Origin of the sequence: Salinispora pacifica DSM 45544 (assembly GCF_000378845.1) — a bacterium.
Taxonomy (GTDB): domain Bacteria; phylum Actinomycetota; class Actinomycetes; order Mycobacteriales; family Micromonosporaceae; genus Micromonospora; species Micromonospora pacifica.
In genome coordinates this window covers 4,378,546-4,405,351 of sequence record NZ_KB905359.1, presented here as the reverse complement: position 1 = coordinate 4,405,351, position 26,806 = coordinate 4,378,546, and the positions used below count along the sequence as shown (strand labels likewise).

At 68.1% G+C, this 26,806-nt stretch carries 13 protein-coding genes and 3 rRNA genes; 3 read left to right on the top strand and 13 right to left on the bottom strand.

The window, feature by feature from the left end; all coding sequences use genetic code 11:
• Positions 1-114: 114 nt before the first annotated feature.
• From SALPAC3_RS0120265 to SALPAC3_RS0120255, 3 genes are all read right to left on the bottom strand, one after another.
• Positions 115-3,225 carry an Rne/Rng family ribonuclease gene (locus tag SALPAC3_RS0120265; protein ID WP_018223007.1) on the bottom strand — a complete coding sequence of 1,037 codons (3,111 nt, stop codon included), beginning with the start codon at positions 3,223-3,225 and terminating at the stop codon, positions 115-117.
• A gap of 129 nt (positions 3,226-3,354) precedes the next feature.
• Complete coding sequence (locus SALPAC3_RS0120260; protein ID WP_080635209.1) at positions 3,355-4,080, bottom strand: TIGR03936 family radical SAM-associated protein; 726 nt, start codon at positions 4,078-4,080, stop codon at positions 3,355-3,357.
• A 106-nt stretch (positions 4,081-4,186) separates the two neighbouring features.
• The gene (locus SALPAC3_RS0120255) at positions 4,187-6,172 is read right to left on the bottom strand and encodes a TIGR03960 family B12-binding radical SAM protein (protein WP_018813017.1); all 1,986 of its coding nucleotides are present in this window, start codon (positions 6,170-6,172) and stop codon (positions 4,187-4,189) included.
• 102 nt (positions 6,173-6,274) lie between these two features.
• Here SALPAC3_RS0120255 and SALPAC3_RS28440 point away from each other — a divergent pair, with 102 nt between their 5' ends.
• Entirely contained in the window at positions 6,275-7,552 is a 1,278-nt protein-coding gene (locus SALPAC3_RS28440; RefSeq protein ID WP_050563704.1) for a hypothetical protein, read from the top strand.
• 78 nt (positions 7,553-7,630) lie between these two features.
• On the opposite strand, the gene SALPAC3_RS0120245 is transcribed toward SALPAC3_RS28440, so the two are convergent.
• The 4 genes from SALPAC3_RS0120245 to ndk form a co-directional block, all read right to left on the bottom strand.
• Complete coding sequence (locus SALPAC3_RS0120245; RefSeq protein WP_018223001.1) at positions 7,631-8,329, bottom strand: lysophospholipid acyltransferase family protein; 699 nt, start codon at positions 8,327-8,329, stop codon at positions 7,631-7,633.
• 188 nt (positions 8,330-8,517) lie between these two features.
• Positions 8,518-11,697 (bottom strand): isoleucine--tRNA ligase, encoded by a 3,180-nt coding sequence (ileS, locus tag SALPAC3_RS0120240; protein ID WP_018223000.1) that lies wholly within the window; start codon positions 11,695-11,697, stop codon positions 8,518-8,520.
• A 332-nt stretch (positions 11,698-12,029) separates the two neighbouring features.
• Positions 12,030-13,589: an alkaline phosphatase D family protein gene (locus SALPAC3_RS0120230; RefSeq protein ID WP_018222998.1), complete on the bottom strand. Its 1,560-nt coding sequence runs from the start codon at positions 13,587-13,589 to the stop codon at positions 12,030-12,032.
• 178 nt (positions 13,590-13,767) lie between these two features.
• Positions 13,768-14,193, bottom strand: coding sequence for a nucleoside-diphosphate kinase (gene ndk, locus SALPAC3_RS0120225; protein ID WP_018222997.1), 426 nt, complete (start codon positions 14,191-14,193; stop codon positions 13,768-13,770).
• Positions 14,194-14,336: 143 nt separating this feature from the next.
• Between ndk and SALPAC3_RS0120220 the strand changes: the two genes are divergently transcribed.
• Positions 14,337-15,671, top strand: coding sequence for a VOC family protein (locus tag SALPAC3_RS0120220; RefSeq protein ID WP_018222996.1), 1,335 nt, complete (start codon positions 14,337-14,339; stop codon positions 15,669-15,671).
• A gap of 9 nt (positions 15,672-15,680) precedes the next feature.
• Here SALPAC3_RS0120220 and SALPAC3_RS0120215 read toward each other — a convergent pair whose 3' ends face one another.
• Genes SALPAC3_RS0120215 through SALPAC3_RS0120205 form a run of 3 tightly spaced genes read right to left on the bottom strand, consistent with a single transcriptional unit; the run spans position 15,681 to position 20,127 of the window.
• Positions 15,681-16,181, bottom strand: coding sequence for a DUF4233 domain-containing protein (locus SALPAC3_RS0120215; protein ID WP_018222995.1), 501 nt, complete (start codon positions 16,179-16,181; stop codon positions 15,681-15,683).
• The gene (locus SALPAC3_RS0120210) at positions 16,178-17,512 is read right to left on the bottom strand and encodes a bifunctional folylpolyglutamate synthase/dihydrofolate synthase (protein ID WP_018222994.1); all 1,335 of its coding nucleotides are present in this window, start codon (positions 17,510-17,512) and stop codon (positions 16,178-16,180) included. Before SALPAC3_RS0120210 ends, SALPAC3_RS0120215 begins: the two co-directional genes overlap by 4 nt.
• Complete coding sequence (locus SALPAC3_RS0120205; RefSeq protein ID WP_018222993.1) at positions 17,509-20,127, bottom strand: valine--tRNA ligase; 2,619 nt, start codon at positions 20,125-20,127, stop codon at positions 17,509-17,511. The genes SALPAC3_RS0120210 and SALPAC3_RS0120205 overlap by 4 nt, the downstream gene beginning before the upstream one ends.
• A 70-nt stretch (positions 20,128-20,197) precedes the next feature.
• On the opposite strand from SALPAC3_RS0120205, the gene SALPAC3_RS0120200 reads away from it, so the two are divergent.
• Positions 20,198-20,878 (top strand): hypothetical protein, encoded by a 681-nt coding sequence (locus SALPAC3_RS0120200; protein WP_018222992.1) that lies wholly within the window; start codon positions 20,198-20,200, stop codon positions 20,876-20,878.
• Between the two features lie 102 nt (positions 20,879-20,980).
• On the opposite strand, the gene rrf is transcribed toward SALPAC3_RS0120200, so the two are convergent.
• From rrf to SALPAC3_RS0120185, 3 genes are all read right to left on the bottom strand, one after another.
• Positions 20,981-21,097 (bottom strand): 5S ribosomal RNA (rrf, locus tag SALPAC3_RS0120195).
• A gap of 84 nt (positions 21,098-21,181) precedes the next feature.
• Positions 21,182-24,288 (bottom strand): 23S ribosomal RNA (locus SALPAC3_RS0120190).
• A 416-nt stretch (positions 24,289-24,704) separates the two neighbouring features.
• Positions 24,705-26,220: ribosomal RNA gene (locus tag SALPAC3_RS0120185) — 16S ribosomal RNA — on the bottom strand.
• Together the 16S, 23S and 5S rRNA genes form the textbook arrangement of a ribosomal RNA operon.
• Positions 26,221-26,806 lie beyond the last annotated feature (586 nt).

Sequence of the window (26,806 nt, the reverse complement as noted above, 5' to 3'; positions counted from 1 at the left end):
ACGCCATGGTCCGGAGCTCCCCCAAACCGGCCGGCCAAAACGCCCAACCCTACCCGGCAGGAGGATCCGCCGACCGGACCCGCGGGGCGGGTTCCGGTCGGCGTGGCACCGCCGTCAGGGGCGGGTACGGCGTCGCGCACCGCTCCGGCGGGAGCGCCGCCGGCCCGCGGTTTCGAGCTCCTCGCCGTCCTCGCCGCCCACCGCGTCCGGGTCGTCGGGCGCCGCGAGCCGCGCCATGTCGCCGCTCTGGCTCGCCACCGCGCTCGGGGCAGCCGGTGTCTCCACCTCATAGCGGGACAGGTCATAGCCCATCGTGTCGTAGTAGTCAGCCCCGGACGTCGTGGAGGTGGCCTCCGGGGTGGTGGTACCAGCGCCCCGCGACTCCTCGCTCTCGGACCCGGTCTGCTCGGCGGCGGAGGTCCCCTTCCGCGCCCGCCGGCGGGACGACCCGCCCGACTCGGCCGGTGCCACCGCCTTGACCTTCTCTCCGCTGCCGCCCGTACGTGGCTTCTCCGGCACCGGCTCGGTGTGCAGGATCAACCCACGACCCTTGCAGCACTCACAGGTCTCGCTGAACGCCTCCAGCAGACCGGCACCGATCCGCTTCCGGGTCATCTGCACCAGACCAAGCGAGGTGATCTCCGTCACCTGATGCTTGGTGCGGTCCCGCCCCAGGCACTCGGTCAACCGACGCAGCACCAACTCCCGGTTCGACTCCAGGACCATGTCGATGAAGTCGATGACCACGATGCCGCCGATGTCCCGCAGCCGCAGCTGCCGGACGATCTCCTCGGCGGCTTCCAGGTTGTTCCGGGTAACCGTCTCCTCCAGGTTCCCGCCGGCACCGGTGTACTTGCCGGTGTTCACGTCCACCACGGTCATCGCCTCAGTACGGTCGATCACCAGGTGCCCCCCGGAGGGGAGGAAGACCTTGCGGTCCAGGCCCTTCAGGATCTGCTCGTCGATCCGGTACTCGGTGAAGACGTCCACGGTGCCCACGTGCCGGCGCAGCCGGGCGACCAGGTCCGGCGAGACGTGCGACAGGTACGACTCAACCAGGTCGTACGCGCTCTCACCCTCAATCACCAGCTCGCGGAAGTCCTCGTTGAAGAGGTCCCGGACAACCCGGATGACCAGATCTGGCTCCTCGTAGAGCAGCACCGGCGCACCGCCTCGGCCCGCCTTCGCCTGGATGTCCTCCCACTGCGCCTGCAACCGCTTGACATCCCGCGCCAGCTCGTCCTCGGTGGCCCCCTCGGCGGCGGTACGGACGATCACGCCCGCTCCCTCCGGAACCAGCTTCTTCAGCGCGTCCCGCAGGCGCTTGCGCTCGTTGTCCGGCAGCTTGCGGCTGATCCCGGAGGCGTTGCCGCCCGGCACGTAGACGAGGTGCCGGCCGGAGAGCGCCACATGGCTGGTCAGCCGCGCGCCCTTGTGTCCGATCGGATCCTTGGTGACCTGCACCAGGACCGAATCACCGGACTTGAGGGCCTGCTCGATCGAGCGGGCTCGCCCTTCCAGCCCGGTGGCGTCCCAGTTGACCTCACCCGCGTACAGCACGGCGTTGCGGCCGCGCCCGATGTCGACGAACGCCGCCTCCATGCTGGGCAGAACGTTCTGCACCTTGCCCAGATAGACATTGCCGGCCATGGTGACCGCTGAGTTACGGGTGACGTAGTGCTCGACCAGCACCCCGTCCTCCAGTACGGCGATCTGCGTCCGGTCGCCCCGCTGCCGGACCGCCATCACCCGGTCCACCGCCTCCCGGCGGGCCAGGAACTCAGCCTCGCTGAGGATCGGCGGCCGGGTCCGGCGCTGCTCGCGGCCGTCCCGGCGGCGCTGGCGCTTGGCCTCCAGCCTGGTCGAGCCGGAGACGCCCTGCACCTCGTCAACGGTGCGACGCGGCTCCCGGATCTTGACGACCGTGGGTACCCCGTCCTCTGCGGCGGCCTCCACGTCTCCGGCACCACGCCGGCGCCGACGGCGGCGGCGCCGGGTCAGCCCGTCGCCTCCTCCGGCGTCGGCCTCGGCCTCGTCGTCCTCCTCGGCCTCCGGCTCCACCGCCTCGGCCTGGGCAACGGCCTCCTCCTCGGCCTCCTGCTCCTCAACCTCGTCGGCGCCCCCCTTGCCCCGGCCACGCCCGCGACGACCCCGCCGACGGCGGCGCCGGCCACCGAGGATGTCGTCCTCGTCCTCGCCCTCGGGGACCTCCCCGGCCTCCTCGACCTCCTCGACCTCCCCGGCCTCCTCGGTCTTCCGGTCCGCCCCAGGCTCGACGGCCTCGGCCTCCGCGGTCGACTCGCCGTTGCGGCGGCCCCGCCGGCGGCGCCGCGACGTCTCGACCGGCTCCTCCGCGGCCGGCTCGGCGGCGGCCGGTGTCTCGGCGGCCCGGGCCGGCACCGACTCCTCGGGCAACGGAGCCATGAACAGCACTGTTGGGGCGGAGAGCCGGGCACGTCGACCACGAGCCGGGCGCTCCGGCTCGACCGGGTCGGCTACCGCCACCCCGGGCGGCACCTCCCCCACCGCCGCACCGCCGGGTGGAGCCGACTCAGCCGGCTCCTCCTCAGGCGCGGCAACCGGTTCGGGCGCGGTTGGCTCAACCGGAGCACCGGTCGGCTCGACGGGAGTATTCGGCGCAGCGGGAGCAATCGGGTCAACCGGAGCAGCGGCCTCAGCCGGGGTGGCGGTCGGCTCGACCGGCGCGGGGACGGTCTTCTTGCGGCGGGTCCGCGTCGCCTTCACCGGCGGCGCGGTTTCCGCCGCCGCCTCCTCCTGCGCGCCGGGGGCTGGCACCGGCTCCGCCGGCGCCTTGGCCGTCGTCGCCTTCCGACGACGACGCGTCGCCTTCGTCGGTGACTCACCCTCACCCGCGATCGGGGCAAGCACCTCGGCCTGGGGTGCCTCGCCCGCCCCCGGTACGGCGCCGCTACCCGCCTCGATCGGCGCATCGCTCTGTTCCGGCCGGTTGACCGGGGTCACCCGTTTCCGGCTGACCCGCTTGCGGACCCGGGCCGCCGGCTCGGCCGCGCCGGCACCCACCGCCTCGCTCGTCGTTGGGCCGACCGACGACGGTGTGTCCCCGGCGGGTTCCCGGGCAGCCCGGTCGCCCTTCTCCGACGTGGTGTTCGCGGCGGCGGCACCGTCGCCAACACGGTGTTCGGCGGTCTCGCCATCCGGGTGGAAGCCGGTGCGTTCGCCGCCCTCGGGCTCGTTCTCGAGCATGGACGTCTCCAGTTCTGGCTACCCCGGGCGCGGGTGAGCGCTGCCACGCAGGGTCGCCGCAAAAGGTGTTTCCGCCAGTCGCGATCGGCGCGACCGGCGAAGTCTGCCTAGCCAGACACTGACCGTCGGTCAGCGTCCACCGATAACTGCCCCGTCGCGGCCCGCGTCCAACGGATCCGCGATCGCACCCTGCGCGGTCAGCGTGCCCTGAGCCAGCCGGGTCACCCGCGGCGACACCGGCGGCTCCAGGTCGGCCACCACGCGGAGGCCGGAAAGGACGTCATCAGGTCGAACGGCGGGAGTGACCTGCCGCACGACCAGCTCGAGTATCGCACACGGTACTGCCACGGCCTCGGAAGGTGTCTCATCCGACATGATCACATTGATATCGATGACAGCTGCCCGGGCGTCAAAAGTCCGCCGGCCCTGCTTGGTCATCCGCTCGACGAAGACCTCGTCCGCAGCGGTGAAGGCGGCCACCGCCGCGCGCAGCACATCCGGGTCCACCTCCGGCAACTCGATCCGCCAGTGCGCCGCCTCGATCCGGTCGACCAGGCTGCCGTCGGTCGCCACCACCGCATCCAGCACGTCGAGTCCGGGCGAGAGGGCCGCGTCAAGCGCCGCCCGCAACGCCGCCGGGTCGACCGACTCCCGCAACCCGATCTCCAGGTACTCGGCCTCGCTCGCCACACCGGTCGGCGCGGCGCTGGCATAGGAGATCTTCGGGTGCGGGGTGAAGCCCTGGGAGTACGCCATCGGTACGCCGGCCCGACGCAGCGCCCGCTCGAAGGCGCGCGCGAAGTCTCGGTGCGAGGTGAACCGCAGTGGCCCCCGCTTGGCGTACCGGAGGCGAATCCGCTGGACGACCGGCGCCTGTCCGCCCTCCGGCTGTCGTTTCCTACTGATCGTTGCGCTCCTCGGTTTCAGGCCGACGACGGTCGCCGGTACCCGGGACCTACTGCTACTGCTGGGCGTCGCTGGGGACCCGCAGCCCGTTGACCGGGGTCAACGGGAGCAGTTTCCTACCCGTCGGGCCGATCTGGATCTCGGTGTCCATGGCCGGGCAGACACCGCAGTCGAAGCACGGCGTCCACCGACAGTCGTCCTGCTCGTACTCGCCCAGGGCGTCCTGCCAGTCCTGCCAGAGCCAGTCCTTGTCCAGGCCCGAGTCCAGGTGATCCCAGGGTAGGACCTCCAGCTCGTCGCGCTCCCGGGTGGTGTACCAGTCGAGGTCGACGCCGAAGTCGGGCAGCACCTCCGCGGCGGCCTCCACCCAACGCTGGTACGAGAAGTGCTCGCTCCAGCCGTCGAACCGGCCGCCGTTCTCCCAGACCCGGCGGATCACCGCGCCGACCCGGCGGTCACCGCGGGAGAGGAGGCCCTCAATCAGCGACGGCTCGCCGTCGTGGTAGCGGAAGCCGATCGCCCGGCCCAGCGAGCGATCCGCGTTGACGGCCTGTTTGAGCAGCCGCAGCCGATTGTCGATGACCTCCGGCCGGGCCATCGCGGCCCACTGGAACGGGGTGTGCGGCTTCGGCACGAACCCGCCGATGGAGACTGTGCAGCGGATGTCCCGGCTGCCGGTCGCCGCACGGCCGGCCCGGATCACCTCGTGCGCCATCGCCGCGATCTCAAGGACGTCCTCGTCGGTCTCGGTCGGCAGGCCGCACATGAAGTAGAGCTTCACCTGCCGCCAGCCGTTGGTGTAGGCGGTGACCACGGTCCGGATGAGGTCTTCCTTCGACACCATCTTGTTGATCACCTTGCGGATCCGTTCCGACCCGCCCTCCGGGGCGAAGGTCAGCCCGGTCCGCCGGCCGTTGCGGGCCAACTCCTGCGCCAGGTCGATGTTGAACGCGTCCACCCGGGTGGAGGGCAGCGAGAGCGACACGTTGGTGCCCTCGTACTGCTGGGCCAGGCCGGAGCACATGTCGCCGATCTCCGAGTGGTCGGCCGAGGAGAGCGAGAGCAAGCCCACCTCGTGGAAGCCGGAGAACTCCAGCCCCTCCCGCACCATCTGCCCCACCGTGGTGATCGAGCGTTCCCGCACCGGGCGGGTGATCATGCCGGCCTGGCAGAACCGGCAGCCCCGGGTGCAGCCCCGGAAGATCTCCACCGCGTACCGCTCGTGGACCGTCTCCGCCAGCGGCACGAGCGGCTTCTTCGGGTACGGCCACGCGTCCAGGTCCATCGTCGTGCGCTTGTGCACCCGAAACGGCACGTCCGGGCGGTTCGGCACGACCCGCTGAATTCGACCGTCAGGCAGGTAGTCCACGTCGTAGAAGCGCGGCACGTAGACGCTCTCGGTGCGGGCCAGCCGCAGCAGCAGCTCGTCCCGGCCGCCGGGAGAGCCCTCGGCCTTCCACTCCCGAACGATCGTGGTGATCTCCAGGACCGCCTCCTCGCCGTCACCGAGCACCGCGGCGTCAACAAAGGCGGCGATCGGTTCCGGGTTGAACGCAGCGTGCCCACCGGCGACGACCACCGGGTCGGCGTCGCCGCGGTCGGCGGCCAGGAGCGGAATTCCCGCCAGGTCAATCGCGGTGAGCAGGTTCGTGTAGCCCAGCTCGGTGGCGAAGGAGACGCCGAAGACATCGAAGTCCCGCACCGGACGGTGCGCGTCAATGGTGAACTGCGGCACCTGGTGGGCGCGCATCAGTCGCTCCAGGTCCGGCCAGACCGCGTACGTCCGCTCCGCGAGCACGTCGGGCTGCTCGTTGAGTACCTCGTACAGGATCTGCACACCCTGGTTGGGCAGGCCGACCTCGTACGCGTCGGGGTACATCAGGGCCCAGCGCACGGCGGCCGTGTCCCAGTCCTTGGCCACCGCCCCCAACTCACCGCCGACGTACTGGATGGGCTTGGCGACCTGGGGCAGCAACGGCTCCAGCCGGGGCCACACGGAGTTGGCCACGGCGCTGCGCGGCGTGGTGGACGGGGCACTCATGATGCCCAAGGGTACGCGCAACGACGACGAGCCCAACGGCGGCGGCTCACGGACGCGGGTAGGTCGGTACTAGCCTCGGGTCGCCGAGAGGAGATTGACACGATGCCGGAGCCGACCAACGCCGAACCGGACGGCCCGACCCGTACCCAGAGGTTCCCCGCCGACGGGAGCACCCAACCACCGGCTCCCGCCGGGAGCGGGTCCGCTGCCGCGCCGCTGCCACGCCGCCGGTCCCGGGCGGAGTCGAGCGAGCCCGCCGCGGCGGAAGGGCGCCCGGAGGCACCGGAGGACCAGACCCCGGTTGATCCGTGGGCCGGCACCGACACCACCGGGTGGGACCTGCTCTCCATCGAGCTGCCGTCGACCCCACCGGCCCCGTCCGCCCCGTCGGCCCCGTTCCCTTCGCCGGCCCCACCGGCCCCGTCCGCCCCGTCGGCCCCGTTCCCTTCGCCGGCCCCACCGGCCCCGTCCGCCCCGTCGGCCCCGTTCCCTTCGCCGGCCCCACCGGCCCCGTCCGCCCCGTCGGCCCCGTTCCCTTCGCCGGCCCCACCGGCCCCGTCCGCCCCGTCGGCCCCGTTCCCTTCGCCGGCCCCACCGGCCCCGTCCGCCCCGTTCCCTTCGTCAGCCCCGCGACAGCCACCCTCCGCCGGCCCGGCGGCTGCCGCGTCGCCGCCGGCCGGGTACGCGGCCGTCCCCTCGGCCGCACCGGCTCCCACCGATGCTCCCGCCCCAGCTCACCACAGTCACCCGACCCCACCGCCCGCCGGCTTCGCCAGTCCACTGGCACCCGGTCGGCCGACGTCGAAGCCAACCGGCTCGGCACCGAGCCGCAACCGCCGGAAGTGGCCGTGGGCGCTGCTGTTCGTCATCGCGTGCTGCTGCGGCGGCCCAGCCTACTGGGCGACACCGGTGCTCAACCAGTTCCCGGCGCACGCCGCCCTCCCGACCGAGTTCGGGGACCTGCACCTACGCGAGGACCACCACAGCAGACAGACCACGGCGGAGTTGGCGCGGCAGATCGACGAGGCACACTGGACGGCCAGCGATACCTTCGCCGGCATATACCGCACCGGCGCCGGCAAGAAGGTGACGGTCTTCGGCGGCACCGGCCTCTGGCTCGCGCCGAAGTCGGCAGCGGAAGCCGAGATAGAGCGGCTCACCGGCCAGTACGCGCTCGGCCCGGCACAGGTCATCGGGACCGGGGTCCGCAGCCGGCACGGACGCTGCGCTCTTGGTCACGAGGACGGTACCGACGTCGTGGTCTGCACCTCCGTTGACCACAGCAGCATCGCCACCGCCGTCTTCACCCGGCTCTCGGTGGCAGACAGCGCCACCCTGCTCGGCGCCCTACGGAAGCAGATCGTCGTCCAGCCGGACTGACCCCTCCGGCGTCCGTTCCCGCGACTCGGTCGCCCGGCTGGGTCAATTAGCCGGGGCCCCCGCTCCCCCAGCATCGGTTCAGGCCGGGCCCGATTCCCCGTCCACCGGCGGACGGCCACGTGCCGGCGCGTACCGCGGGACATACTCCTGACCGGTGAGCTTCTGAATCTCGCTCATCACCTCATCGGTCATGACCCGCAGCGAGCTGCGGTCGTCCGACCGCCCGGTGAAGTCCAACGGCTTGCCGAACCGGACGGTGATCCGCCCGGTGAAGGGGCGAGGCACCCGAGCACCGATCGGCTGCACCTTGTCGGTGCCGATCATGCCGACCGGGATGATCGGCACACCCGCCGACACCGCGAGTCGGACCGCGCCGGTGCGTCCACGGTAGAGCCGCCCGTCCGGGGAGCGGGTCCCCTCCGGGTAGACGACGACGAGGTCACCGGCGCGGAGCGCGGGGATAGCCGCGTCAAAGGCCGACAGCGCCGCGCGACCGCCGCCCCGTTCGACCGGGATGGCACCGAGACCGGTGAGCACGAACTTGGAGAACCGCCCCTTCAGCCCGGCGCCCCTGAAGTACTCGGACTTGGCCCAGAAGGCCAGGTGCCGGGGGACCGTCGTGCCGAGGAAGAGCTCGTCGGCGACCGAGAGGTGATTGCCAGCGAAGATCGCACCGCCGGTCTCCGGCACGTACTCCAGCCCTTCCACGGTCGGACGGAAGCCCAACCGAAGCGCGGGCGCCAAGGTGAGCTTGCCGATGGTGTAGAGCAGCGGCACTGGTCCTCCGGCTGGTCGAATGCGGGCACAGGGGCGGTGTCACCGTAGCGGACCCCCACCAGACACCCCGCGCGAGGTGCGGCGGGTCCGCTGACCGAGTGACCAACTTTAAGATCAACTTGGCGGGGCGGGGTGCGGAGGGGCACGCCCGGGCCGCCGGCTACGGCCCGAGCCCTTCCGCACCCTGCCTAAACCTGACGGACGGTTACCGCGACCTGCTCACCGTCGCCCACCTCACCGGTGAACCCGGACAGCCCGGGGATGAGCTCCACCGAGTCGGCGAGCACCTCCCGAGCCACCACCTCGCGGTACGTGGAGACCGCCGCCCACACCTGCTCGGATGCGGCGAGCGCGACCACGATCCGGTCCGAGACATCCAGGTCGGCGTCCCGGCGGGCCTGCTGCACCACCCGGATCACATCCCGGGCCAGACCTTCGGCGGCCAGCTCCGGGGTGACCTCGGTGTCCAGGACGACCACGCCCTCACCGCCGGGCAGCGGCGCCGACTGCTCGGCGTCGGCGGCGACCAGCCGCAGCTCGTACTCGCCCTCGGCGAGGGTGACCCCGGCGGCGACCGGTGCGCCGTTGACCAGCTCCCACTCACCGGCCTTGACCGCCCTGATCACCTGCTGGACCGCCTTACCGACCCGCGGGCCAAGGGCCCGGGGCACCACCGTCAACACCTGCTCGCAGTAGCTACCCAACTCGTCGGTGAACTCGACCCGCTTCACGTTGACCTCGTCGGCGACCAGGTCGGCGAAGGGCCGCAGCGTGGCGGCGGCCGGCGTGGCGACGGTCAGCACCGACAGCGGCAGCCGTACCCGCAGACCCCGCGCCTTGCGCAGGGACAACGCCGCCGAGGCGACCCCCCGCACGGCGTCCATCGCGGCGACCAGGTCGTGGTCGGCGGGGAACTCCGCCGCCGCCGGCCAGTCCGTCAGGTGCACCGAACGCTCACCGGTCAGGCCCCGCCAGATCTCCTCGGCCGTCAGCGGCGCCAGCGGTGCGACCACACGACAGAGCGTCTCCAACACCGTCCACAAGGTGTCGAAGGCGTCCTCGTCGCCGGACCAGAACCGATCCCGCGAACGGCGTACGTACCAGTTGGTCAACGCGTCCAGGTAGGACCGAACGGTGGCGCAGGCACCGGAGATGTCGTACCCGTCCAGCTGCGCCTGCACCGTCGAGACCAACTCGTTCGTCTTCGCCAGCACGTACCGGTCGAGCAGGTGCGCCGAGGCGGTGCTCCGCCGCGCCTCACGCCCGTCGGCGTTGGCGTAGAGCGAGAAGAAGTACCAGACGTTCCAGAGCGGCAGCAGCACCTGCCGGACCGCATCCCGGATGCCGGCCTCGTGCACCGCCATGTCACCACCGCGCAGCACCGGGGAGGACATCAGCATCCAGCGCATCGCGTCCGAACCGTAGGTATCAAAGATGTGATAAACGTCCGGGTAGTTACGCAGGCTCTTGGACATCTTGCGCCCATCCGACCCGAGCAGGATGCCGTGACTCAGGCAGTTACGGAACGCGGGCCGGTCAAACAGCGCCGTGGCGAGCACGTGCATCGTGTAGAACCAGCCGCGGGTCTGCCCGATGTACTCGACGATGAAGTCACCCGGGTAGTGGGACTCGAACCAGTCGGCGTTCTCGAACGGGTAGTGCACCTGGGCGAACGGCATCGCACCGGACTCGAACCAGCAGTCCAGCACCTCCGGGACCCGACGCATCACGGACTTCCCGGTCGGGTCGTCCGGGTTGGGGCGGACCAGCTCATCCACCGCGGGCCGGTGCAGGTCGCTCAGGCGGACGCCGAAGTCCCGCTCCAACTCCGCGAGGGAGCCGTAGACATCCACCCGCGGATAGGCCGGGTCGTCGGATCTCCACACCGGGATCGGCGAGCCCCAGAACCGGTTCCGGCTGATCGACCAGTCCCGGGCGTTGGCCAGCCACTTGCCGAACGAGCCATCCTTGATGTGCCCCGGAGTCCAGTTGATCTGCTGGTTGAGCTCGACCATCCGATCCTTGAACCGGGTCACCGCGACGAACCAGGACGACACCGCCTTGTAGACCAGCGGGGTGTCGCAGCGCCAACAATGTGGGTACGCGTGGGTGTAGGTGTCCTGCCGGAACACCACGCCCCGTTCCTTCAGCTCCCGGATCACCGGCTTGTTGACGTCGAAGACCTGCTCCCCCTGGTACGGCGGGACCAGCGCGGTAAACCGGGTACGGTCGTCCACCGTGACCACAGTGGGTATGCCGGCGGCGTTACAGGTGTTCTGGTCGTCCTCGCCGAACGCCGGCGCCAGGTGCACGATCCCGGTGCCGTCCTCGGTGGTCACGAAATCCGCGCCGAGCACCTGGTACGCGTGCTCCCCCGCCGGCTCGACCAGGAAGTCGTACAGCGGGGTGTATCGGCGTCCGACCAGGTCCCGGCCGTACACGGTGCCGACCTGCCGGTACCCCTCCAGCTCCTTGGCGTACGCGGCGAGCCGGGCGGCGCCCACCACGTAGCGCTGCCCGTCCCGCTCCAGCACCGCGTACTCGATGTCCGGGCCGACGGCGAGCGCCAGGTTGGACGGCAGCGTCCACGGCGTGGTGGTCCAGACCCCCAACGCGACGGCGCCGCGCAGCAGCTCCGGCGCGCCCTCGTCGGGGGTGAGCGTCAACCACACGCTGAGCGTCGGGTCGTGCCGGTCCCGGTAGACATCATCCATCCGGGTCTCGGTGTTCGACAGCGGCGTCTCGCACCGCCAGCAGTACGCGAGCACCCGGAAGCCCTCGTAGACCAGGCCCTTGTCGTGCAGGCTCTTGAAGGCCCACAGGACGCTCTCCATGTAGTCCAGGTCCAGCGTCTTGTAGTCACTGGCGAAGTCCACCCACCGGGCCTGCCGGGTGACGTAACGCTCCCAGTCCTGGGTGAACTCCAGCACCGAGCTCCGGCAGGCCTCGTTGAACCGGTCCACTCCCAGGTCGAGGATCTCCGCCTTGCTGGTGATGCCGAGCTGTTTCTCGGCGACCACCTCGGCGGGCAGGCCGTGGCAGTCCCAGCCGAACCGACGCTCCACCCGCCGGCCACGCATGGTCTGGTAGCGCGGCACCACGTCCTTGACGTAGCCGGTGAAGAGGTGGCCATAGTGCGGCAGGCCGTTGGCGAACGGCGGGCCGTCGTAGAAGACGTACTCGTTGTCGGCGGGGGCGCCGTCGGCGACGACGCCGTCTGCGGATCGGCGGGAGGCCGGCCGGGCCTCGACGGAGGCCTCAAAGGTCTTGTCGGCCGTCCAGTGCTCCAGGACCCGGCGCTCGATCGCGGGCAGGTCCGGGCTCGCGGGGACTCCGGTCGCGGTCGGGTCATGCAACGGATAGGCCATCGGAGGGTCGCGCTCCTTCGCAGCTCACACTTCGTGGGTCTGCGAGGACGAACCCGTTCCGGACGCCGTCGGCGTGCCGGGGCCGGGCCCGCGGTACCACCCCGCTTGACGATCAGGATCGACCGCCCGCTCGTTGGCCGGCTGTGACGGGCCGGACCCGTCCGGTTCTACTCGGGCGCGGCGGCCCTTTCTTCCGGAGGCTCACCGGTGATAGCCGGGTCGTCGCCGTGGTCGCCAACCCTACCCGACCCCGGGCAGAGATCGCCGCCGACTTCCACCGCCGGACCGGCCGATCACGAAGCTCCGACCAGCTCCATGATCGGCCGGCGTGATCACCGCGGAGCGGGAAGCGTCGTGCTCCAGAGCGAGTTACCGGTGCGGTCCCGCAGGTGGACCGTGCAGGCACCGCTGTCGGCGTCGATACGCACCTCGCCGAAGTGCTGGAAACCCGCCGCGGGGCTGGTGTTCGCGCTGGGCGGCGCGTTGACGAAGACCGCCTGCGGGCCGAACGTGCCGTCCAGCTGGTTGGGGCCGAAAGCGCCGGCGTGCGCCGGGCCGGAGACGAACTCCCAGAACGGCGTGAAGTCGCCGATCGCCGCCCGGGCGGGGTCGTAGTGGTGGGCGGCGGTGTAGTGGACATCGGCGGTGAGGAAGAAAATGCCGGTCACCCCGGCGCGATGGGCCGCCCGGAGCACCTCGGCCAGCTCCAACTCCCGGCCCGCCGGCGCCCCCGGGTCGCCCTGCGCCACACCCTCCTGGGCCGACCCGTCCGGCACCACCAGCCCGAGCGGCAGGTCAGCGGCGATCACCTTCCACGTCGCCCGGGAGCGGGTCAGCTCGCGGATCAGCCACTCCCGCTGCTCCCGGCCGAGCAGCCCCCGGTCCGGGTCCGGGTAGTTGTTCCCGTCGTTCGGGTCCTTGTGCGTACGCATGTCCAGCACGAAGACGTCCAACAACGGCCCGTACGGCAACCGCCGGTAGCGGGGGCCCCGGATCGGGGTGGGCAACCACTCGTCGAACGCCTGCCGGGCACGGGCGGCGAGCACGTCGACCCGCTTCTCCGTGTACCGGTCATCGGTGAGCACCTCACCCGGGTACCAGTTGTTCGTCACCTCGTGGTCGTCCCACTGGTTGATCTGCGGCACCTCGGCCACGAACGCCCGCAGGTGCTCGTCGAGCAGGTTGTACGCGTACTGCCCCCGGAACTCCGCCAGGGTCTCGGCGACCTTGCTCTTCTCCGGGGTGACGAGGTTCCGCCAGACCCGCCCGTCCGGCAGCGACACCGTCTCGGTCAGCGGGTTGTCGGCGTACACCGTGTCACCGCCACAGAGGAAGAAGTCGGGTTCGGCGGCGCGCATGGCGGCGAAGATGGACATGCCGCCGAAGTCGGGGGCGATGCCCCAGCCCTGCCCCGCGATATCTGCGGTCCAGACAAACCGGATGTCGCGCCGCGAGCCTGGACCGGGGGCGGTCCGCAGGGAGCCGGTCAGCGGCTCACTGCACAACCCGGGCCGGTCCAGGCTCTCCGCCCGAACCCGGTAGTACCAGCGCTCACCGGCCGGCAACCCGCGCAGTCGTACCTTGCCGGTGAAGTCCCCGGTCGGGTCCAGGACCGGCCCACGCAGCCGCCGGGCGTCCCGCAGGTCCGGCCGACGGCCCACCTCCACCAGCATCCGGCCGGGCCGATCAGCCCGGGTCCACACCACCGCCGACTCGGCGGAGAGGTCGCCGCTCTGCACCCCGTGCGTCAGAACGGGACGACCGGCTGGGCGCCAACCCGCGGCGGCGGGCCCGGCGGCGCCGCTGACACCTCCCAGGAGCGCTCCGCCAGCGGCTCCCGCGCCCACGGCAAGGCCGGTCCGCAGGAGCGTACGTCGATCGAACTCGGTCATGGTTCCTCCCGGGTCGGGGACTTACCCCGCCGGTCTACCGAACCGACATGACCTTTCCCCGCGGCCCAGATGGCCACCCCGGGAACACCCGATGACGACCGCGCCGCGGGCGCGACACCACCCTGCCGTGGGCGCGACCCTACCGTCGGCGCGCGCGACAACACCTCAGCCGCGGTCCTCAGACCAGTTCCGGGAACCAGAGCCCGATCTCGCGCTTCGCGCTGTCGACGGAGTCGGAGGCGTGCACGAGGTTCTCCCGGTTCGACAACGACAGGTCACCCCGGATGGTGCCGGCCGCGGCCCGCCGGCCATCGGTGACGCCGATCATGCCACGTACCACCTCGATGACCTGATCGCCCGAGAGCACCAGCGCGACCAGCGGGCCGCTGGTCATGAAGGTCTTCAGCGGCGGGTAGAAGGGCTTGCCGACGTGCTCGGCGTAGTGCTGATCGGCGAAGTCCTCATCCAGCGTCCGCTGCACCATCGCGTCGAGCCGCAGGCCCTTACCCTCGAATCGGGAGATAATCTCGCCGACCAGCCCGCGGCGGACCGCGTCGGGCTTGATCAATACGAGCGTACGCTCCTCGGGACTGCTGCTGGACACGCTGTTCCTCCTGTACACCGAAGGCGACCGGGCTGGGTACGGTCAGCGTATCGGCCCGGTCTCGGCGCCGGCGCGGCGGTCGGTCCTTCCCCCGGCGGGCGAGCCGGCCTAGCCTGACCCCTACCCCCTCCAGGAGGTCCACAGTGGCGAATGGCGGTAGCCGCCCGATCGCGCCGGTCCGCAAGCTGGTCGGCGCGGCGCTGGGCACGGTGGCTACGTTCGTGGTCTTGTTCGGCCTGGGCATGCCGAGTTGGTCGATCGTGGCGCTCGGCGGCGCCATCCTGGTGCTGGCGGTCGCCCTCGCCACGGTTCGCGCCGGCGGCCGCACCTGGGTCATCGGTGAAGGGGCCGTACACACCGTCTCCGAGCCACCAACCCAGTACGCGTTCGGCCGCTGCGAGCTGCAGCTCTTCATCGACGCACCCGGGCTACCACCCCGTTCCAAAAAGATCATCGAACCACGGGTGCCGGTCGCCAAGTGGCCGGCGCCGGGCCAGACCCTACCGATCCGGGTGGCGCTCGACGACCAGCGGCACGTTCGCGTTCTCTGGGACGAGGTGCTCACCCACGCCGAAGCCGCGCGGGTCAGCGGGGCGGACCTGCCCCCACACTATCCGGACCCGGACCTACCGGCAGAAGAGCTACTGATCCAGCAGGAGGCACCGCCGTGGGCCGGCCGGGCAGTCGACGACGAGTTCCGGGACCCGTACGGCGACCCGGTCCCGCCGCCGCCCGAACCCAGCACGGTCGTCGTACACCAGGTCCCTGGCGGCCCGACAGTTCTGGACGGGGAACTGGTCAACCCGCCCGCCCCGGGCGACCTACCGCGGCGCGCCGCGCCGAGCCCTCGACCTCCGGCCGAACAACGATTCGACCCATCGACCGAGGCGACACCGTTCCCGGCGGGGCCATTCGAGACCTCGTCCACCGCCACGCCGGCTCGCCCGACCCCCGAAGGGCCCGGACCGATGGCCGAGGGGTTCCGGGTTCCGGCCCCGGCAGACCCGATCGACCTGCCCCTGGACGACCCGATGCCGCCGTACGCCGAGGAACCGGTGATCCCGGACCTGGACGAGGCGATCTTCGGGGAGCCCGCCGGTGACCCGCCGATCGCCGGGGTGGGGTTCACTTTGCTCGTCACCAACCTGACGCGGTCGCTCACCTTCTACCAGGATCTCGGCTTCACCGAAGTTGACCAGGGCTCCGGGAACGCGGTGCTCGCCTCCGGGGCGACCCGCCTGGTGCTCCGGGAGGCCACCGAGGCCGTCCCCATCAGCCGTCGGCTCGTACATGTCAACCTTGAGGTTGACGACATCGAGGAGGCGTACACGCGGCTGCGCGAATCCGGCGTCCGCTTCACCTATCCGCCGCGGGTCGTCAACCGTGGGTCGAAGCTGGAGGTGTGGGCGGCCGCCTTCCGCGACCCGGACGGGCACGGCATCGCCCTCACCCAGTGGCGGGAACGCGCCGAGGCCTGAGTGGGCCGGTCAGCCCAGGATCACCCGCCGCACGTGCAGGGCGTACGCCCACACCAACGCGAAGATGACCCCGAGCACCAGCAGCGACCAGTGCAACGCGCCGGCGAGCAGCAACGCGCCCTGCAGAACGACCCCCGCCGACCAGGCCCAGGCACGACGGATCATTCCGGCCAGCAGCACCGCCACCACCGCCAGCGTCACCACAGCGGCGATCGCGGCAGCACTCAGCCCGCCGCCGACCACCCGGATCGGCTGGATGGCCAGCACCAGGACCAGGGCCTCAAGGCTCAGGAGCCCGGCACCGAGACCGGCCACCGCCCGCTGCGGATTACGCAACCCGGAGCGGCGCGGCGGCGACGCCGAGCCCGGCGACAGCTCGCCCGCCGGTCCCGAACCCGGCGACAGCTCGCCCGCCGGTCCCGAACCCGGCGACAGCCCGGCCGCCGGTCCTGAACCCTTCGGCAGCCCGGCCGCCGGTCCTGAGCCGGCCGGACGCCCGGCGGCGGTCATCGCTTCAGCAGCCGGCGGGCGTCGGCCACGGTCACCACCGAACCGGTGACGAGTACGCCGATCCCGGCCAGCTCACCGGGGACATCCTGCTCGGCCAGCGCCACCGCCGCCTCGATGGCGTCCGGCATCTGCTCCGCCACCACCACCCGGTCCGGGCCGAAAACGTCGGCGGCGAGCGTCGCCAGTTCCCGGGTGGGCATCGCCCGCGGCGAGCTGTTTCGGGTGACCACCAGCTGGTCAACCACCGGCTCCAGCAGTTCGAGCAGGCCGAATGCGTCCTTGTCACCGAGGACACCGAGGACGGCGACCAGTTTGCTGAACGCGAACTCCTCCTGCAGCGCGGTGACCGTGGCCGCCATGCCCTGCGGGTTGTGCGCGCCGTCGAGCAGCACGGTCGGGGCGGTGCGGACCCGCTCCAACCGCCCCGGCGAGCTCACCGCGGCGAACCCCTCCCGGACCGTCTCGACATCCAGCTGGCGGCGCGCACCCGCGCCGAGGAACGCCTCCACGGCCGCGAGCGCCACGGCGGCGTTCTGCGCCTGGTGGGCACCGTGCAACGGGACGAAGAGCTCCTCGTACTGCCCGCCGAGCCCCTGCAGGGTGAGCACCTGGCCACCGACCGCGACGGCCCGACGCAACACCCCAAACTCGGCGCCTTCTCGGGCGATCGTCGCGCCGACCTCGGCGCAGCGCTCGAGCACCGGACGCGCTGCCTCCTCCTCCTGCCCGGCCGAGATCACCGTCGCGCCCTTGTGGATGATGCCTGCCTTGTGGAGCGCGATGTCGGAGATCGTGTCGCCGAGCCACTCGGTGTGATCGAGCCCGATCGGAGTCAACACCGTGACACCGGCCTGAAGGACGTTGGTCGAGTCCTCCGCGCCACCGAGGCCCACCTCGACGACGGCGACATCCACCGGCGCGTCGGCAAAGGTGGCGAAGGCCAGCGCCGTGGTCAGGTCGAAGTAGGTCAGGGGCTCCGCGGATCGCTGGTCAACGAGTTGGGCCAGCGGCGCCACCTCGCGGTAGGTGGCGACGAACCGCTCTTCGTCCACCGGCTCGTCGTCCAGGCTGATCCGCTCGCGGACGGTCTCCAGGTGTGGGCTGGTGTATCGCCCGGTGTGCAGCCCGAACGCCCGCAACAGCGAGTCGATCATGCGAGCTGTCGAGGTCTTACCGTTGGTGCCGGTGAGGTGGATCGACGGGTACGCCCGCTGTGGGCTCCCGAGCAGATCCAGCAGCATCTCGATCCGGTCCAGCTCGAAGACCATCCGGGTGAACCCGCGAGTGGCGAGTTCCGCCTCGACGGCGGCGAAGTCAGTCTGCTCGCTCATGAGGGGAGGGCCTCCAAAGCCGTGTCGATGCGCACCAGGTCGGCCTCGGCGGCGGCGAGCCGGTCGCGGATCTTCTGCACCACCGGCTCGGGCGCCTTCCCCACGAACGCCGGGTTGTCGAGCTTGGTCCGGGCCTGTCCGACCTCCTTCGCCGCCGCCACCCGGTCCTTGGTCAACCGCGCCCGCTCGGCCGACACGTCGATCGACCCGCGGGTGTCCAGCGCGACCCCCACCTCACCGGGCAGGGTCAGAACGGCGCTGGCCTGGAAGTCCGTCCCTGCCACGTCGAGGCGCACCAGCGACCGGATCAGCGGTTCGTGCCCAGCGATACCGGCGCCGGCCAATCCGTCGAGCCGGGCCACGACCCGCTGGGTCGGACGCAGCCCCTGGTCGGAACGGAACCGCCGGATCTCGGTGACCACCCGCTGGAGCGCGGCGATCTCCGTCTCCGCGGCGGCGTCAACCAACGCCCGGTCGGCGGCCGGCCAGGCTGCCGTCATGACCGTCTCACCGCCGGTCAAGGCGATCCACAACTCGTCGGTGAGGAACGGGATGATCGGGTGCAGCAGCCGCAGCAGTTGGTCCAGCACCTGCCCGAGGACGCGCCGAGTGACATCCGCGGCCGGACCACCGGCAGCCAGGAGTGGCTTGGTCAGCTCCACGTACCAGTCGCAGACCTCATCCCACGCGAAGTGGTACAGCAGGTCGCAAACCTTTGCGAACTCGTACGCCTCGAACTGCTCGTCCGCCTCCACGGTGACACGCGCGAGCCGGGAGAGAATCCAGCGGTCGACTGTTGACAGTTCCGTCGCCGGCGGTAGCGCCCCCCGGGTGTGCGCGCCGTTCAACAGGGCGAACCGAGTCGCGTTCCAGAGCTTGTTGCAGAAGTTACGGGAGCCCTGGCACCACTCTTCGCTGACGGCGACGTCCCCGCCGGGGTTCGCACCACGGGCCAGGGTGAACCGGGTGGCATCGGCGCCGTACCGATCAATCCAGTCCAGCGGATCAACCACGTTGCCGAACGACTTCGACATCTTCTTGCCGTGCTCGTCGCGGACCATGCCGTGCAGCGCGACCACGTCGAAGGGCTGTCGGCCGTCCATCGCGTAGAGGCCGAACATCATCATCCGGGCGACCCAGAAGAAGAGGATGTCGTAGCCGGTGACCAGGACGCTCGTCGGGTAGAACTTGGCCAGCTCCGGAGTCTGCTCCGGCCAGCCGAGGGTGGAGAACGGCCACAGCCCGCTGGAGAACCAGGTGTCCAGCACATCCTCGTCCTGGCGCCAGCCGTCGCCGGTCGGCGGCGTCTCGTCCGGACCAACGCAGACGACCTCACCGGCCGGGCCGTACCAGACCGGGATGCGGTGCCCCCACCACAGCTGGCGGGAGATGCACCAGTCGTGCATGTTGTCGACCCAGGCAAAGTACCGCTTGGCCAGCTCCGCCGGCTCGATCCGCACCCGTCCGTCCCGCACCGCGTCACCAGCCGCCTTGGCCAACGGGGAGGTGTTGATGAACCACTGCAACGACAGGCGGGGCTCCACCGTCGTACGGCAGCGTGAGCAGTGACCGACCGCATGCGAGTACGGGCGCTTCTCGGCCACGATCCGGCCCTGTTCCCGCAGGGCGGCGACGATGGCGGGACGCGCCTCGTACCGGTCCAGGCCGGCGAACGGCCCGGGCGCGGTGATGACGCCCCGCTCATCCATGATCGTGTGGGACGGCAGGTCGTGCCGCTGGCCGATCTCGAAGTCGTTCGGGTCGTGCGCCGGGGTCACCTTCACCATGCCGGTGCCGAAGGTCGGGTCAACATGCTCGTCCCCGACGATCGGAATGCGCCGGCCGGTCAGCGGCAGCTCGACCTCGGTGCCGATCAGGTGCTGGTAGCGCTCGTCCTCGGGATGCACCGCGACGGCGGTGTCACCGAGCATCGTCTCCGCCCGGGTGGTGGCCACCACGACCTCGTCGCTGTATCGGATCGACACCAGCTCACCGTCGTCGTCCGTGTGCTCCACCTCGATGTCCGACAGCGCGGTGAGGCAGCGCGGGCACCAGTTGATGATCCGCTCGGCCCGATAGATCAACCCGTCCTCGTACAGCGCCTTGAACATGGTTTGGACGGCCCGCGACAGGCCCGCGTCCATGGTGAACCGCTCCCGCTCCCAGTCGACGGAGTCGCCGAGCCGGCGCATCTGCCCAAGAATCGCGCCCCCGGACTCGGCCTTCCACTGCCAGACCCGCTCCACGAACGCCTCGCGGCCGAGGTCATGCCGGGACAGGCCCTGCTCGCCCAGCTGCCGCTCCACGACGTTCTGGGTGGCGATACCGGCGTGATCCATCCCGGGCAGCCAGAGCGTCTCGTAGCCCTGCATGCGCTTCCGCCGGATCAGAGCGTCCTGCATCGTGTGGTCCAGCGCGTGCCCCATGTGCAGCGAGCCGGTGACGTTCGGTGGCGGGATAACGATGGTGTATGGGGGTTTGTCGCTCTCCGCCGACGCGCGGAAGTGTCCGCCGGCTACCCACTGCTCGTACCGTCGCTGCTCCACCTCGCCCGGCAGGTACTGGCCGGCAAGGGTCGGGGCGTCGGGGCGTTGGGCGTCCAGTCTCTCGGTCACTCCTGGAAGTCTACGGAGAGCTTCCGCAGACCTTACGTGCGCCACCAGGGCTTCGCGTACGGTGTCGGTTATGTCCAACGGGCACCTCAGTGAACGCGCCGTCAACGAGGCTCCCGAGCCAGTCAACCTGACCGACGAGCCGATCCGACTCGACGGCGAGGACCCGGCTCCGAAGCCCAAACGAACCGACACCCGAGCTCGTCGCCGCCGGGTGGCCTGGCTGCTGGCGGCAGCCGTGGGGCTCGCTGGCGCGGGAACCTTCGGCGCTGTGGGCTGGCGCGTCTTCCAGCAGCAGGACACCACGGTAGCCAGCCCAGCGCAGGTGGCCGGGTTGACTCGGGACGACAGCGAGCCGGCCCGCAGCACGGCCGACTATCTCCGGAACGGGTTCGCGGCCGGCATCGAGTTGGACCAGAGCTTCGGCACCGTCTACCGGGATCCGACGGACGAACGCCGGCCGGTGCTCGTCTTCGGCGGCACCACGCTGCTCTGGCAGCCCGAACGCGACCTGGACAGTCTGTTCGGGCTGATGGCCGACGAAACTGGTCAGGTCAGTGGCCTGCGGAGCCTCTCCCCAGGCCCCCTTGGTGGGGTGCTGAAGTGTGGCACCACCAGCGGCACGGGTGGCGATTTCGCTGTGTGCGGCTGGGCGGACCATGGAAGCGTGGTGATGGGCCTGTTTCCGGATCATCCGGTAGAAGACGCCGCTGACCTGTTCCGGAAGATGCGCAACGAGATGCAGACCCGCTGATCGGAGGAAGCGGTGATGGCGGTGTTGTCTTCCGGGTGGTGTGCCCGCCGGGAAAAGCGTTGAGGGCCGACCCGGGTAGGGTCGGCCCTCAACAAAAGTTTTGCCCGGCGGTGTCCTACTCTCCCACACCCTCCCGAGTGCAGTACCATCGGCGCTGGAGGGCTTAGCTTCCGGGTTCGGAATGTAACCGGGCGTTTCCCCTCCGCCATGACCGCCGTAACACTTATCGACATATCAAACACACCCAACACCACAGGCAATGTTTGCTTGCCAAGAGATACACAGTGGACGCGTAGCAACTTAGTAGTCAAGTCCTCGGCCTATTAGTACCGGTCAACTGAACCCGTTACCGAGCTTACATTTCCGGCCTATCAACCCAGTCGTCTAGCTGGGGGCCTTACCCCACCAAAGGTGGATGGGATACCTCATCTTGAAGCAGGCTTCCCGCTTAGATGCTTTCAGCGGTTATCCCTTCCGAACGTAGCCAACCAGCCGTGCCCCTGGCGGGACAACTGGCACACCAGAGGTTCGTCCGTCCCGGTCCTCTCGTACTAGGGACAGCCCTTCTCAAGTATCCTACGCGCACGGCGGATAGGGACCGAACTGTCTCACGACGTTCTAAACCCAGCTCGCGTACCGCTTTAATGGGCGAACAGCCCAACCCTTGGGACCTGCTACAGCCCCAGGATGCGACGAGCCGACATCGAGGTGCCAAACCATCCCGTCGATATGGACTCTTGGGGAAGATCAGCCTGTTATCCCCGGGGTACCTTTTATCCGTTGAGCGACACCGCTTCCATTCGCCAGTGCCGGATCACTAGTCCCGACTTTCGTCCCTGCTCGACCCGTCAGTCTCACAGTCAAGCTCCCTTGTGCACTTACACTCAACACCTGATTGCCAACCAGGCTGAGGGAACCTTTGGGCGCCTCCGTTACCCTTTAGGAGGCAACCGCCCCAGTTAAACTACCCACCAGACACTGTCCCTGAACCGGATAACGGTCCGAAGTTAGATACCCAAACCAACCAGAGTGGTATTTCAAGATTGCCTCCACATGCACTGGCGTGCACACTTCACCGGCTCCCACCTATCCTACACAAGCTAATTCAGATACCAATGTCAAGCTATAGTAAAGGTCCCGGGGTCTTTCCGTCCTGCCGCGCGTAACGAGCATCTTTACTCGTAATGCAATTTCGCCGGGCCTGTGGTTGAGACAGTGGGGAAGTCGTTACGCCATTCGTGCAGGTCGGAACTTACCCGACAAGGAATTTCGCTACCTTAGGATGGTTATAGTTACCACCGCCGTTTACTGGCGCTTAAGTTCTCCGCTTCGCCCCGAAAGACTAACAGGTCCCCTTAACGTTCCAGCACCGGGCAGGCGTCAGTCCATATACATCGAATTACTTCTTCGCATGGACCTGTGTTTTTAGTAAACAGTCGCTTCCCCCTGCTCTCTGCGGCCATACAACGCTCCAGCAGCACGTGCCTTCACGTCTCCGGCCCCCCTTCTCCCAAAGTTACGGGGGCAATTTGCCGAGTTCCTTAACCACAGTTCACCCGATCGCCTTGGTATTCTCTACCTGACCACCTGTGTCGGTTTAGGGTACGGGCCGCTCGGAACTCGCTAGAGGCTTTTCTCGACAGCATAGGATCACTGACTTCACCTGAATCGGCTCGGCATCACGTCTCAGCCACACGCGCCGCGGATTTACCTACGACACAGCCTACACGCTTACCCCGGCACAACCACCGGCCGGGCTCAGCTACCTTCCTGCGTCACCCCATCGCTTGACTACTACCCGCCAGGTTCCCACGCTCCCCCAGCACAGTCCAAAGACCACACCAAGATCGGATGGTTAGCACAACGAAGTTCATCAGGGACGCTCCTTCGCGGGTACGGGAATATCAACCCGTTATCCATCGACTACGCCTCTCGGCCTCGCCTTAGGCCCCGACTCACCCAGGGCGGATTAACCTGGCCCTGGAACCCTTGGTCATCCGGCGGAAGGGTTTCTCACCCTTCATTCGCTACTCATGCCTGCATTCTCACTCGCACCGCGTCCACAACTCGATCACTCGGCTGCTTCACCCCCGGCACGACGCTCCCCTACCCATCCACACACCTACACACAACCCAAAGGCCATGCGAAGTACACGCGTGAATGCCACAGCTTCGGCGGTGTGCTTGAGCCCCGCTACATTGTCGGCGCGGAACCACTTGACCAGTGAGCTATTACGCACTCTTTCAAGGATGGCTGCTTCTAAGCCAACCTCCTGGTTGTCTATGCGACCCCACATCCTTTTCCACTTAGCACACGCTTAGGGGCCTTAGCTGGTGATCTGGGCTGTTTCCCTCTCGACTACGAAGCTTATCCCCCGCAGTCTCACTGCCGCGCTCTCACTTACCGGCATTCGGAGTTTGGCTGATTTCGGTAAGCTTGTAGGCCCCCTAGACCATCCAGTGCTCTACCTCCGGCAAGAAACACACGACGCTGCACCTAAATGCATTTCGGGGAGAACCAGCTATCACGGAGTTTGATTGGCCTTTCACCCCTAACCACAGGTCATCCCCCAACTTTTCAACGTTGGTGGGTTCGGCCCTCCACGCAGTCTTACCCACGCTTCAGCCTGCCCATGGCTAGATCACTCCGCTTCGGGTCTAGGACACGCGACTCTGACGCCCTATTCAGACTCGCTTTCGCTACGGCTCCCCCACCCGGGTTAACCTCGCCACATGCCACTAACTCGCAGGCTCATTCTTCAAAAGGCACGCCGTCACCCCTAAAGGCTCCGACGGATTGTAGGCGAACGGTTTCAGGTACTATTTCACTCCCCTCCCGGGGTACTTTTCACCATTCCCTCACGGTACTATCCGCTATCGGTCACCAGGAAGTATTTAGGCTTACCAGATGGTCCTGGCAGATTCACGGCAGATTACAGGAGTCCGCCGCTACTCGGGAACACCCACAGGAGACTGGCAGCTTTCACCTACCGGACTTTCACCGTCTACGGTCAGCCATTCCAGACTGTTCAACTAACCACCAGCTTTATAACTCCCCACACGAGTGTCAGCCCGTGCCGCAGGGTCCCACAACCCCAACCACGCAACCCCTGACAGGTATCACACGCAGCCGGTTTAGCCTCAATCCGCTTTCGCTCGCCACTACTCACGGAATCACAATTGTTTTCTCTTCCTACGGGTACTGAGATGTTTCACTTCCCCGCGTTCCCTCCACACACCCTATGAGTTCAGGTGCAGGTGACATCACATGACTGATGCCGGGTTCCCCCATTCGGACACCCTGGGATCACAGCTCGGTTGACAGCTCCCCCAGGCCTATCGCGGCCTCCCACGTCCTTCATCGGCTCCTGGTGCCAAGGCATCCACCGTTCGCCCTTGACAACTTGACCACAAAGATGCTCGCGTCCACTGTGTAATTCTCAACAAACAACCAACCCGCAACCACCACCCCGCACCAGCAACACCAACCCCACCCCCTCACAGGAGGCAAAAGCCAGCATCCGGTATACGAAGCAAGCCACGCCAGGCAAACCGCCAACCCGCAACACCACCAACCGGCGACATCACAGACCACACGGCCCAAGAAACAACCACACGGTCATTCCTTCAGGACCCAACAGGGTGTCCAACGCCAGCCCCAGCCGCATCATCAACCCCTTCCAACCACCCCCCGAAGAGAGCGTGTACAAGAGCATCAAACCGCTGCCAAAACCAACTAGCCAGTGTCTCCGACCAATGAGCACCCCATCACCCAACACAGGCAACCGAGGCTCCATACCGCCCTTCGACGGATGGCGCTCCTTAGAAAGGAGGTGATCCAGCCGCACCTTCCGGTACGGCTACCTTGTTACGACTTCGTCCCAATCGCCAGCCCCACCTTCGACGGCTCCCCCCACAAGGGTTAGGCCACCGGCTTCGGGTGTTGCCGACTTTCGTGACGTGACGGGCGGTGTGTACAAGGCCCGGGAACGTATTCACCGCAGCGTTGCTGATCTGCGATTACTAGCGACTCCGACTTCACGGGGTCGAGTTGCAGACCCCGATCCGAACTGAGACCGGCTTTTTGGGATTCGCTCCACCTCACGGTATCGCAGCCCATTGTACCGGCCATTGTAGCATGCGTGAAGCCCTGGACATAAGGGGCATGATGACTTGACGTCATCCCCACCTTCCTCCGAGTTGACCCCGGCAGTCTTCGATGAGTCCCCGCCATAACGCGCTGGCAACATCGAACAAGGGTTGCGCTCGTTGCGGGACTTAACCCAACATCTCACGACACGAGCTGACGACAGCCATGCACCACCTGTCACCGGCCCCGAAGGACCCCCCATCTCTGAAGGATTTCCGGCGATGTCAAACCCAGGTAAGGTTCTTCGCGTTGCATCGAATTAATCCGCATGCTCCGCCGCTTGTGCGGGCCCCCGTCAATTCCTTTGAGTTTTAGCCTTGCGGCCGTACTCCCCAGGCGGGGCGCTTAATGCGTTAGCTGCGGCACAGAGAACCGGAGAGGCCCCCCACACCTAGCGCCCAACGTTTACAGCGTGGACTACCAGGGTATCTAATCCTGTTCGCTCCCCACGCTTTCGCTCCTCAGCGTCAGTATCGGCCCAGAGACCCGCCTTCGCCACCGGTGTTCCTCCTGATATCTGCGCATTTCACCGCTACACCAGGAATTCCAGTCTCCCCTACCGAACTCTAGCCTGCCCGTATCGACTGCAAGCCCGCAGTTGAGCCACGGGTTTTCACAGTCGACGCGACAAGCCGCCTACGAGCTCTTTACGCCCAATAAATCCGGACAACGCTCGCGCCCTACGTCTTACCGCGGCTGCTGGCACGTAGTTGGCCGGCGCTTCTTCTGCAGGTACCGTCACAAACGCTTCGTCCCTGCTGAAAGAGGTTTACAACCCGAAGGCCGTCATCCCTCACGCGGCGTCGCTGCATCAGGCTTCCGCCCATTGTGCAAGATTCCCCACTGCTGCCTCCCGTAGGAGTCTGGGCCGTGTCTCAGTCCCAGTGTGGCCGGTCGCCCTCTCAGGCCGGCTACCCGTCGCCGCCTTGGTAGGCCATTACCCCACCAACAAGCTGATAGGCCGCGAGTCCATCCCAAGCCGAAAAATCTTTCCACCAACCACCATGCGGCAGCCAGTCATATCCGGTATTAGCCCCGGTTTCCCGGGGTTATCCCAAAGCCTAGGGCAGGTTACTCACGTGTTACTCACCCGTTCGCCGCTCGAGTACCCCGAAGGGCCTTTCCGCTCGACTTGCATGTGTTAAGCACGCCGCCAGCGTTCGTCCTGAGCCAGGATCAAACTCTCCAACAAAAACTTGAAGAAAACCCCAGCAACAAAAAACAATCTGCTGCCAAATTCAAGCCCAAGCCAACCCACCAAACAGCAGGCCAACCCAGACCAAAACGGCACTGGCTTTCCAAACACCCTGTTGAGTTCTCAAAGAACAACCACACACCATCAGAACCCCAAACCAGGGCCCCTCAAGAGGCAACCGCTCTAAACTAGCCGGGCCATTCCGCGCTCGTCAACCTGACGATTCAGGCAACAAACTCGTCTTAGCCCACCCACAATCACGCACGCCAACTTGGCGGTCGTTACTGTTGTGAGAATCGGCAGACCGGCCGACATCCGCCTCGCGGCTATCCGCCCGGCTCCTGCCGGCTTCAGTACTCTACCCGGTCGGCTTCGTGATTGCAACTCCGTCTCCGGAAGCGCCTCACACCGCCCGCGCTCCAGCCCCGCTCGGCGATATCGCCACGGTCCTGGTGCCCGCTCTCCACCGGTCTGCCCGGCTTCCCGCGTGCAGAGAGAAAGTTACGCGGTCCCCCCGCAGAAGGCAAATCAAGATCCATCACTGACACCAACCGGCGGCGACGCCCAGCTCCGCCGCCACCAC